The organism is Solicola agrisoli (assembly GCF_049059935.1).
Classification (GTDB): Bacteria; Actinomycetota; Actinomycetes; order Propionibacteriales; family Nocardioidaceae; genus JAURVT01.
Genome location: NZ_JBMGQR010000015.1, coordinates 65878 through 75630, shown reverse-complemented (window position 1 = coordinate 75630; position 9753 = coordinate 65878). Strand labels below are relative to the sequence as shown.

9 protein-coding genes are annotated in these 9753 nt (G+C 74.7%); 5 read left to right on the top strand and 4 right to left on the bottom strand.

Annotation, left to right across the window (positions count from 1 at the left end; genetic code table 11):
- Both ACI6PP_RS08125 and ACI6PP_RS08120 read left to right on the top strand, forming a co-directional pair.
- On the top strand, positions 1–170 hold a 170-nt coding region (locus ACI6PP_RS08125; RefSeq protein WP_421110647.1), incomplete at its 5' end, for an AbrB family transcriptional regulator.
- A gap of 77 nt (positions 171–247) precedes the next feature.
- Entirely contained in the window at positions 248–466 is a 219-nt protein-coding gene (locus ACI6PP_RS08120; protein ID WP_421110645.1) for a hypothetical protein, read from the top strand.
- Between the two features lie 22 nt (positions 467–488).
- On the opposite strand, the gene ACI6PP_RS08115 is transcribed toward ACI6PP_RS08120, so the two are convergent.
- Positions 489–1763, bottom strand: a complete 1275-nt coding sequence (locus tag ACI6PP_RS08115) for a geranylgeranyl reductase family protein (RefSeq protein WP_421110643.1) — start codon at positions 1761–1763, stop codon at positions 489–491.
- Between the two features lie 50 nt (positions 1764–1813).
- Here ACI6PP_RS08115 and ACI6PP_RS08110 point away from each other — a divergent pair, with 50 nt between their 5' ends.
- Positions 1814–2479 (top strand): queuosine precursor transporter, encoded by a 666-nt coding sequence (locus ACI6PP_RS08110; RefSeq protein WP_421110641.1) that lies wholly within the window; start codon positions 1814–1816, stop codon positions 2477–2479.
- Here the strand turns inward: ACI6PP_RS08110 and tgt are convergent.
- Genes tgt through ACI6PP_RS08095 form a run of 3 tightly spaced genes read right to left on the bottom strand, consistent with a single transcriptional unit; the run spans position 2470 to position 5384 of the window.
- Positions 2470–3681, bottom strand: coding sequence for a tRNA guanosine(34) transglycosylase Tgt (gene tgt, locus ACI6PP_RS08105; protein ID WP_421110639.1), 1212 nt, complete (start codon positions 3679–3681; stop codon positions 2470–2472). The two genes, ACI6PP_RS08110 and tgt, sit on opposite strands and share 10 nt — an antisense overlap.
- A 4-nt stretch (positions 3682–3685) precedes the next feature.
- A complete protein-coding gene (locus tag ACI6PP_RS08100) occupies positions 3686–4405 on the bottom strand; it encodes a M50 family metallopeptidase (RefSeq protein ID WP_421110637.1) in 720 nt (239 codons plus the stop codon).
- A gap of 13 nt (positions 4406–4418) precedes the next feature.
- A complete protein-coding gene (locus tag ACI6PP_RS08095; RefSeq protein ID WP_421110635.1) occupies positions 4419–5384 on the bottom strand; it encodes an ATP synthase subunit c family protein in 966 nt (321 codons plus the stop codon).
- Positions 5385–5937: 553 nt separating this feature from the next.
- Here ACI6PP_RS08095 and ACI6PP_RS08090 point away from each other — a divergent pair.
- Both ACI6PP_RS08090 and ACI6PP_RS08085 read left to right on the top strand, forming a co-directional pair.
- Positions 5938–7068 carry a metallophosphoesterase family protein gene (locus ACI6PP_RS08090; protein WP_421110634.1) on the top strand — a complete coding sequence of 377 codons (1131 nt, stop codon included), beginning with the start codon at positions 5938–5940 and terminating at the stop codon, positions 7066–7068.
- Positions 7065–9680 carry an AAA family ATPase gene (locus tag ACI6PP_RS08085; RefSeq protein ID WP_421110632.1) on the top strand — a complete coding sequence of 872 codons (2616 nt, stop codon included), beginning with the start codon at positions 7065–7067 and terminating at the stop codon, positions 9678–9680. Before ACI6PP_RS08090 ends, ACI6PP_RS08085 begins: the two co-directional genes overlap by 4 nt.
- Positions 9681–9753 lie beyond the last annotated feature (73 nt).

The window sequence follows — 9753 nt, the reverse complement described above, 5'->3', positions numbered from 1 at the left end:
CCACCACGCCCGGCGGGCTCTACGCCGTGCTCGCGACGGCCGTCGAGTCCGGCGGCGACGTGACGTTCGTGCTCGGCGTGCAGGTCATCCGGCTGTTCGCGGTGCTGCTCGTCGCGCCGCTGCTCGCCCGGGCCCTGATGCGGCGGCGGCCGGGCACGGGAAACCGGTAGCGCGGCCGGGACCTTCGAGGCACCATCCACCAGATGATGTCGAGCAGGAACAGGTGAGAGCGGTGTACTACGAGTTCGTGACCGCCGACGACTCGACTCCGGAGCGCGACGGGATGATGGTCGAGATGTGGGACAGCGAGCGGGGACTGCTCGCGGAGGTGTTCGAGGACGACGCCACGGGCGAGCGCGTCGTCAACGCGATGCTGACCGAGATACCGGTGGCGGCGATGGAGCGCCTCCTCAGTGAGTCCTCCAGGCGCCTCGACAAGGTCGTCCCCGACGACCGGCCGCGCTGACGATCCCTGGACCCCGGCGGCCCTAGACGCGCAGGTCGCGGGCGGGGAACGGCGGGCGCTTGTCGATCCTGACCGACAGGCGACCGGCGGTGCGCCACAGGCGGGCGGTGACGTCGCGGTCCTCGTCGGTGACCAGGTTGCCCATGACGCGCAGCGCGACGGTCATCAGCGCCGTGGAGCGCATGCCGACCGGACCGGCGAGGGGCAGCACGCGCGGGACGGTGATGAGCCCGGCCAGGCGCCTGGCCACCGAGAACGCCTCGCCGTAGTGGCGGCGCAGGGTGGCGGGCCAGGCGAGCTCGACGTCGTCCTGGGAGGCCATCAGGTCGGCGACGACGCGTCCGGTCTCGAGGCCGTAGTCGATGCCCTCGCCGTTGAGGGGGTTGACGCAGCCGGCGGCGTCGCCGACCAGGGCCCAGTTGGGCCCCGCGACGCCGGACACCGCGCCGCCCATCGGCAGCAGCGCGGACGTGGGGGCACGCAGCTCGTCGCCGAGCTCCCACTCGTCGCGCCGCAGGCGGGCGTAGTGCTCCATCAGCGGCTTGAGCTGCACCTTGGCCGGACGCTTGGCGGTGGCCAGGGTGCCCACGCCGAGGTTCACCTCGCCGTCGGCGAGCGGGAAGATCCAGCCGTAGCCCGACAGGATCTCGTCCTCGGTGCCGCGCAGCTCCAGGTGCGACGAGATCCAGGGGTCGTCGCTGCGGCCGGACTTCACGTAGCTGCGGCCCGCGACGCCGTAGACGGTCTCGCGGTGCCACTCGCGGCCGAGCACGCGCCCGAGCGGCGAGCGCACGCCGTCGGCGACGACGAGGCGCTTGCACGCCAGCGTGTGGCGCGTGCCGTCGGCGAGCTGCAGGACGACGCCCGACACCCGCTCGCCGTGACGCTCGACGTCGACCGCCTTGGCCTGCTCGACCATGGTGACGCCGGCGTCGACCGCGACGCGGCGGATCCTGTCGTCCAGCTCGGTGCGGGGCACGGCCGAGCCGTAGTCGGGCAGGCTGCCGCCGGGCCAGGGCAGGAGCAGCTCCTGGCCGAAGCCGGCGGCGCGCAGGCCGCGGTTGGTGGTGTGCGAGCGGATCCAGTCGTGCAGGCCGAGCCGATCGAGCTCGGCGATCGCGCGCGGTGTGAGGCCGTCGCCGCACGTCTTGTCTCGGGGGAACTTCGCCGCGTCGGCCAGCACCACGTCGATGCCGTGGCGCGCGGCCCACGCGGCCGCGGCGGCACCGGCGGGCCCGGCCCCCACGACCAGCAGGTCGGTGCTCGCGGGCGGCGTCACGGAGGGGGCGTCGGTCACCCTCCCAGTGTCCCAGGGTCCTGGGGACGCACCGGTCGCACCCTGGTTGGATGCCAGGCGTGACGACTCCCCGCTTCGCCTCGCGCGGATCGAGCAGCTACGACGTGCTGCTCGCGCTGTTCTGCGTCGTGCTCGTGGTCTCCAACATCGCCGCCACCAAGGGCATCGAATTCGGCCCGGTGATCACCGACGGCGGCGCCTTCCTGTTCCCGCTCGCCTACGTGCTCGGCGACGTCATCTCCGAGGTCTACGGCTTCCGGGCGGCGCGTCGCGCGATCGTCGTCGGGTTCGCCATGGCGGCGCTGGCCGCGCTGACGTTCCTGGTGGTCGACGCCGCGCCGCCCGCGTCGTTCTACGAGAACCAGGAGGCCTTCACCTCGGTGCTCGGCTTCGTGCCGCAGATCGTGCTGGCCAGCCTGCTGGGCTACCTCGTCGGTCAGCTGGTGAACTCGTGGGTGCTGGTGCGCGTCAAGGCCCGCACGGGCGAGCCGCACCTGTGGGCCCGCCTGATCGGCTCGACGGGGGTGGGCGAGGCCGCCGACACGCTGATCTTCTGCGCGATCGCGGCGGGCGTCATCGGCATCTCGACGGTGGGCGACTTCGTCACCTACGCCGTGGTCGGCTACCTGTACAAGGTCGCCGTCGAGATCGTGCTGCTCCCGGTGACCTACCGGGTGATCGCGTTCGTCAAGCGCCGCGAGCCCAGCTACGCGTAGTAGCGGGCCAGGGTCTCGTCGCGCAGGTCGCGGTAGGTGCCGTCGGCGATCGAGGTGCGGATGCGGTCGACGAGCCGCACCACGAACCGCTCGTTGTGGATCGTGGTGAGCGTGGCGGCCAGGTGCTCCCGGGCCTTGAACAGGTGGTGCAGGTACGCGCGGGTGAAGGTGCCACAGGTGTAGCAGTCGCAGTCGTCCTCGAGCGGACGGAACGCGCGACGGTTGGCCGCGACGAGCAGGTTCTCGCGGCCGTCGGCGGTGTAGACGCGGCTGCGCCGGGCGGTGCGCGACGGGCCCACGCAGTCGAACGTGTCGGCGCCCGCCTCGACGGCGGCGAACAGGTCGTCGGGCTCGCCGATGCCGAGCAGGTGGCGCGGACGGTCGTCGGGCAGCTCGTCGGTGACCCAGCCGACGATCTCGCCGAGCCGGTCCTTCTCGATCGCGCCACCGACGCCGAATCCGTCGAACCCCTGCCCGTCTCGCTCCAGGGCGACGAGGTCGCGGGCGGCGCGCCGTCGCAGGTCCTCGTGCTGAGCCCCCTGGACGACGCCGAACAGCGCCTGGCGCGGACGGTCGGGGTGCGCGGCGGTGAGCCGGCGGTGCTCGTCGAGGCAGCGCGCGGCCCACGCCTGCGTCCGCGCGACAGCCTGCTCCTGGTACGGGTAGGGGTCGACGAGCGTCGTCAGCTCGTCGAAGCAGAAGATCACGTCGGCGCCCAGCTGGTGCTGGATCCGCATCGACACCTCGGGCGTGAAGCGGTGGCTGCCGCCGTCGAGGTGCGAGGTGAAGGTGACGCCGTCGTCGTCGACGTGCGCGAGGCGCTCCTTCTCGGCCGCGACGACGTCGGCCGCGGCCACCGAGCCGGCGTCCATCGACAGCACCTTGCGGAACCCGGCACCCAGGCTCATCACCTGGAAGCCGCCGGAGTCGGTGAAGGTGGGCCCGCGCCAGCCCATGAAGGCGCCGAGCCCGCCGGCCTCCTCCACGACGTCGGCGCCCGGCCGCAGGTACAGGTGGTACGCGTTGGCGAGCACCGTCTGCGCGCCCAGCGCCTCGACCTGCTCGGGCACCAGGGCCTTGACGGTGGCCGCGGTGCCGACGGGCACGAACGCGGGCGTCGCGACCGTCCCGTGCGGGGTGGTCAGCGTGCCGGTGCGCCCGCGCGTGCCGTCGAGCACGTGGTCGACGGTGAACGGGGACACCCCGTCATCCAAGCAGGCCCCGCCCGAGGAGGGCGCCGCCTCCCAGCACCAGCGCGCCGAGCGTCACGAGGAGGAAGAACGCCGTCCACACGGCCCCGGGCACGTGCGTGAGGGCGGCGAGCTGGTCGGCGTCCGAGCCCGGTGTGGCCTGGCGCCGGCGCTGCGCGGCCAGCTCGACGACGGGACGCGGGGTGGCCACGAGCAGGAACCACACCACGACGTAGGCGAAGGTCGACTGCAGCGTGCCGGTGCCCCACCAGGAGACGCCGAGGACGACCGCGCCCGTGGCCAGCACCGAGACCACCCCGAACAGGTTGCGGACCTGCAGCAGGAGCAGCACGAGCAGCAGCAGGAGCGCCCAGAGCACCGCCACGGCCCACCCGGACGCGAGCGCGAACGCCGCGGCGAGACCGATCAGGGCGGGGCCGACGTAGCCGGCGCCGGCGGTGAGGACCATGCCCGGCCCGCGGGGCCGTCCCCGCGACAGGGTCAGGCCGGAGGTGTCGCGGTGCAGACGGATGCCGCCGAGACGACGTCCGGTGAGCACCGCGGCGGCGCCGTGCGACCCCTCGTGGGCGATCGTGACGAGGTGCCGCGTCCAGGCCCAGGCCGGCCGGGGCACCACCAGGGCCACCGCCACGAGGGCGGCGACGACCACGACGCCGGCGTCGGGGGTCGGCTGCCGGGTGGTGACCCGGGCCCAGACCTCGGTCAGGACCTCCACGGTGCGGCTTCCGTCACTCCTGCGGCGTGGCCGAGGCCGTGGGCGCGGGCGTGGCGGTGGCGCTCGGACGCGTGGTGGGCGTCGGGGTCGCGGAGGGGGACGGGGTGGCCGTGGGCTCGGTGGCCTCGGGCTCGGTGGTCTCGTCGTCCGACGGGGTGGGGGTGCTGTCGGACTCGGTGGGCTCGGTGGTGGCGTCGTCGGACGGCTGGTCGTCGCTCGACGACGAGCCACCGCCGCCGAACGCCTTGCCGACCGAGGTGCCGCTGCCCGAGGAGTTCGACAGCGGGTGGCCGACGACGCCCTCGATGGCGCTCACGGCGCCCAGGCTGACCACCGCGAGCACGACGGCCACGAGCGCGAGCGGCTTCCAGCGGCGCCTGAGCACCGCGAGGGCCCCCTCGCGCTCGGTGACGAGCACCGCGGCGGGCGCGGCGTCGGGGGTGGCCTCGGCGACGACCTCGGAGGGCTCGGGCACCGGGTGCGGCACGGCGGTGGTGGGGTCGACCGGGCGCATCGTGCTCGTCCACTCGGTGCGGTGGTCGAGGTGCGCCGTGCGGTCGGGGTCGTCGAGGTCGACGTCGGCCTTGACCTTGGCCGTGGTCTCGGCGAGCGCGCGCAGCGACGTCGTGTGGTCGAGCTCGGCCGGGGCCTGCGGCGGGGGAGCCGCGGCGGGCGCGGGCTCGTCGGCCTTGACGGTCATGGTGCGGACGGTGATCGGCGCGCCGTCGCGCACGACCTGGGTGCCGCGCACGACGACGTCCTTGGTCTTCTTCAGCGACGAGGTGTAGATCGTGCCGCCGACGGTGGCGAAGATGCTGGCGAGGCCGGCCCCGATCACGGTGCCGGCGACGCCGAGCGTCGACGCCGCGACGGTGGCGGTGATGGCCGCGAGGGCGCTGCCGATCACCTGGGGGAGGGAGAGGTCGCCCAGGAGCTTCTTCTGCTCCGGCTCGACCTCGCGCGGTTCGGTGGTGCTCATGGACCGCCCTTCGGACGTGGCGTCACGACCGGCACGCGAGCGGGCCGATCGTGGGTGGGTGTGTGGAGATCTCGACGGTACCGCCCGAGACTGACCACTCCCTGAGAGGTGAGCCGTCTGACGGGTGAGACGCCCCACAACGGTCCGACGGGTCGGGTGGCCTACGCGGGAGCGTGGTTGGGGTGGCCCCAGGACCGCCCTCCGTCAGTGGCCGGTCGAAGGGCGCAGCGAGCGACGCGGCGCGTGCCCGTCGCAGTCGTGTGCGGCCCGCGTCGGTCTCCATCTCGTCCTGCAAGACGGCACGAGACCAGGGCGCCGCGAACCGTGGCAAACAGGCGCAGACCGCGGTGAATGTGCCACGGTCAGTGACTGTTTGCCATGGTTCGCGACCCGGGGGACGGCTCGCGTCTCGCAGACCGAGACGGAGCGGGTACTCCAGTGCTCAGCCCGCACCGACCCGGCCACCCGGCCTCTGGGCCGGAGACGCAACCTGCCCGGCCCCGTGGGGGCGTGGCGGACCGGTCCTGTCGGCGGGCCTGGTTAGCGTGGGTGCATGGTCAGGTTCGTCGCCACTGCCGACTGGCAGCTCGGGATGGCCGCCCGCTTCCTCCAGCCCGAGGCGCAGGCGCGCTACGGGCAGGCGCGCCTCGACGCGGTGCGGCGCATCGGGGAGGTCGCGGCCGAGCGCGACGCCGCCTTCGTGGTCGTCGGCGGCGACGTCTTCGAGTCCAACCAGCTCGACCGCCGCGTCGTCGTCCGGGCGTTCGAGGCGCTGGCCGACGTCGAGGTGCCGGTCTACCTGCTCCCGGGCAACCACGACCCCCTCGACGCGTCGTCGCTCTACACGTCGGGCCTGTTCGCCCGCCACCGTCCCGACCACGTGCACGTCCTCGACGCCCCGGGCGTGCACCGCGTCGCAGACGGTGTCGAGATCGTCGCGGCCCCGTGGTTCGGCAAGCGGCCGCTGGGCGACCTCGTCGCCCAGGCGCTGGCCCCCCTGGAGCCGGCACCCGACGGCGTCGTCCGCGTGCTCGTCGGTCACGGCCAGGTCGACGTCCTCGACCCCGACTCCTCACGTCCCACCTCGGTCGTCCTCGACGACCTCACCGCCGCGCTCGACGACGGACGCGTCCACGTGGCCGTCCTCGGCGACCGGCACAGCACCACGCAGGTCGAGCCGCGCGTCTGGTACCCCGGCACGCCCGAGGTCACGGCCCGCCGCGAGACCGACCCCGGCAACGTCCTGCTCGTCGACGTCGGCCCGAGCCACCTCGAGGTCGAGACGGTCCGCGTCGGCCGGTGGGTCTTCGAGGCCCCCGAGCACCGCCTCGACTCCACCCTCGACGTCGCGGCGCTGCTCACCGAGCTCGGCGCACGACGCGGCAAGGAGCGCACCGCCACCTGGCTGAGGCTGTCGGGCACGCTGGCGCTGCGCGACAAGATCGCCCTCGACGCCGGCCTGGACGACCTCGCGCACGCCTACGCGCGGCTCGACCTCTGGCACCGGCACACCGACCTCGCCGTGGTGCCCGACGACCACGACTTCGCCGACCTCGCGCTCACCGGATTCGCCGCCGAGGCCGTCGACGAGCTGCGCGACCAGGCCGCCGCCACGGGCGACGACGCCCGCGCCGCCCAGGACGCGCTCGGCCTGCTCCACCGTCTCGTCGGGGCCGCCCGGTGAGGATCCTGCGCGTCCGGCTCACCCACTACCGCGGCATCGACGACCTCGAGGTCGAGCTCGACCCCGTCGGCGTCACCGTCGTCCAGGGCCCCAACGAGGCCGGCAAGTCGTCCATCCCCGAGGCCCTCCGCCTCGTCCGCGACTACCCCGACAGCAGCAGGGCCACCCCCGTCAAGGCGGTCAAGCCCGTCGGTCTCGACGTCGGGCCCGAGGTCGAGGTCGAGCTCGAGACCGGGCCCTACCGCCTGGTGCTGTCCAAGCGTTTCCTCAAGTCGCCGCGCACCGAGCTGCGGGTGCTCCGCCCGCGTCCTGAGCAGCTGGCCGGGCGCGAGGCGCACGACCGCTTCGACGCCATCCTCACCGCCACGCTCGACCGGCAGCTCTGGGACGCGCTGCAGCTCGTCCAAGGCGAGGCGCTCGACCAGCCCGCCCTGGCCCGGGTCGAGCCGCTGCGCACCGCGCTCGGCGCGCTGGCCGGCGACGACGACGCCGCCGAGGGCCACGCCGACCTCCTCGGTGCGGTGGAGTCCGAGCTGCAGCGCTTCTACACGCCGCGCGCCCAGCGTCCCACCGGCGAGCTGGAGGCCGCGGTGGTCGCCGAGCGGGAGGCCCGCGAGCGCGTCGACGTGCTGACCGCCGAGCTCGACGCCGTCGACGTCCAGGTCACCCGGCACGCCTCGCGGCAGCGCGAGCTGGCCGGGATCGAGCAGGCCGAGGAGCAGCTCGAGGTGGAGCGAGCCTCCCTGCGCACCCGCGCGGCCGAGGTCGACCGGCTCACCCTCGACGTCGAGTCCGCCCAGGCGGGCCTCGACAAGGCCCGTCTCGTCCTCGCCGACGCCGAGCGGGTCGACGAGGAGCGGTCCCGCCTGGCCGCCGAGGTCGACGAGCGCGAGAACGCGCTGGCCACCGCCGTCCGCAGCACCACCCGCCTGCAGGCCCTGGTCGACGAGCACCACGACCCCGTCGCCGCCACGTCCCGCGCCGCGCTCGAGGCCGACACCGTCCGCCGCGACACCGAGGTCGCGCACCGTCGCGCGCTCGGCGTCGTCGACCTCGTCCGCTGCGAGCACGACCTCGCCGCCCTGCTCGAGCGGCGAGCCGCCGTCGACTCCGCCCAGGACGACACCGACGCCGCACGCCGCGCCCTTCACTCGCGCCCGTTCGACGAGGGCGCCGTCGAGGCCATCGCCGAAGCCACCACCGAGCTGCGCCTCGCCGAGCAGGGCCGTGACCTCGCGGTGGCACGGGTCCGGGTCGAGGTGCTCGGCGAGCGGGCCGTCACCGTCGACGGTGACGGCGTGCGCGACGCCGCCGACGTCCCCGTCACCGCCGACACCGTGGTCGAGGTGCCCGGCACCGTGCGCGTCACGGTCTCGCCGGGCGGTGGGGCGCGCGACCTCGGCGCCCTGGTCGAGCAGCGCCGCCGCGAGCTCGACCTGCTGCTCGTCGAGCACGCCGTCGACGACCTCGACGCCGCCCGCGAGCAGCGCGACGCCCACCGGCTGCGCGTGTCCGCCCTCGACGACGCCGAGCGCCGGCTCGTCGACGCCCTCGCCGGCGACACCCGCGACGACCTCGTGGCGGCCTGCGCCTCGACCGAGGCGCGCGCCGACGACCTCCGCGAGCGCTTCGGCGGCACGGCGCTCCCCGCGCTCGCCGAGGCCCAGGCCGAGGCCGACCGGCTGGCCGACGCGCTCGACGTCGCCCGGTCCGCCGCCGAGTCGGCCGCCGCGGAGGCCGACTCCGCCCAGGCAGCCGCCCAGAAGCGGGCCCACGAGACGGTGCGCCTGCGTCAGCAGCACGACAGCGCCGTGGCCGAGCAGGTGCGGGCCCAGCGGGCGCTCGACCGCCATCGCGGGGTCTGCAGCGACGACGACGTCGCGGCCCGGCTCGCGTCGGCCCACGACGAGGTGGCCGACCACGAGGACCGTCTGGCCGAGTCGGCCGCCGCGCTCGAGCAGCACGACCCCGGCACGCTCGAGGTGCTGCAGCGCAACGCCGACGCCCGCGTCGCCCGGCTCGCCGACGACCGTCGCGAGGTCGAGGACGCGCTCACCGGCCTGCGCGCCCTGCTCGACGAGGTCGCCGACCGCGGGCTCCAGGACGCCCTCGACGCCGCGGCCGCCGAGCTCCAGCACGCCGACGACGCCCTCGCCCGCACCCGGGCGCGGGCCGAGGCCGCGCTGCTGCTGCACACCACGCTCCTCGCGCACCGTCGGCGCTCCCAGGAGCGGTACGTCCGCCCGTTCACCGAGGCGATCGAGCGTCTCGGCGCCGTGGTCTTCGGCCCGGGCTTCGGGGTCGAGGTCACTCCCGACCTCGCCATCTCGGCCCGCACCCTCGGCGGCACCACCGTGCCCTTCGAGTCGCTCTCGGGCGGCGCGCGCGAGCAGCTCTCGGTGCTCGGACGGCTCGCCTGCGCCGGTCTGGTCAGCGACGACGGCGGCGCGCCCGTCGTCCTCGACGACGCCCTCGGCTTCGCCGACCCGTCCCGGCTCGACGCGGTCTGCGCCGTCGTCAACGACGTCGGCCGTCGCGCGCAGGTCCTGGTGCTCACCTGTCACCCCGACCGGTTCCGGGCCATCGGGTCGGCGCGGGTCGTCCGCATCTGAGTCCGACGCCGACACGGCGTGTGTCGTGCAGGTGACAAAACGGGACGTCTCGCACGCGCGGGGGCGTGGTGAT

Coding starts and splice junctions, on each gene's coding strand:
- ACI6PP_RS08110 (WP_421110641.1), top strand. CDS start 1,814: ATGCCAGGCGTGACGACTCCCCGCTTCGCCTCGCGCGGATCGAGCAGC.
- ACI6PP_RS08095 (WP_421110635.1), bottom strand. CDS start 5,384: ATGAGCACCACCGAACCGCGCGAGGTCGAGCCGGAGCAGAAGAAGCTC.
- ACI6PP_RS08090 (WP_421110634.1), top strand. CDS start 5,938: ATGGTCAGGTTCGTCGCCACTGCCGACTGGCAGCTCGGGATGGCCGCC.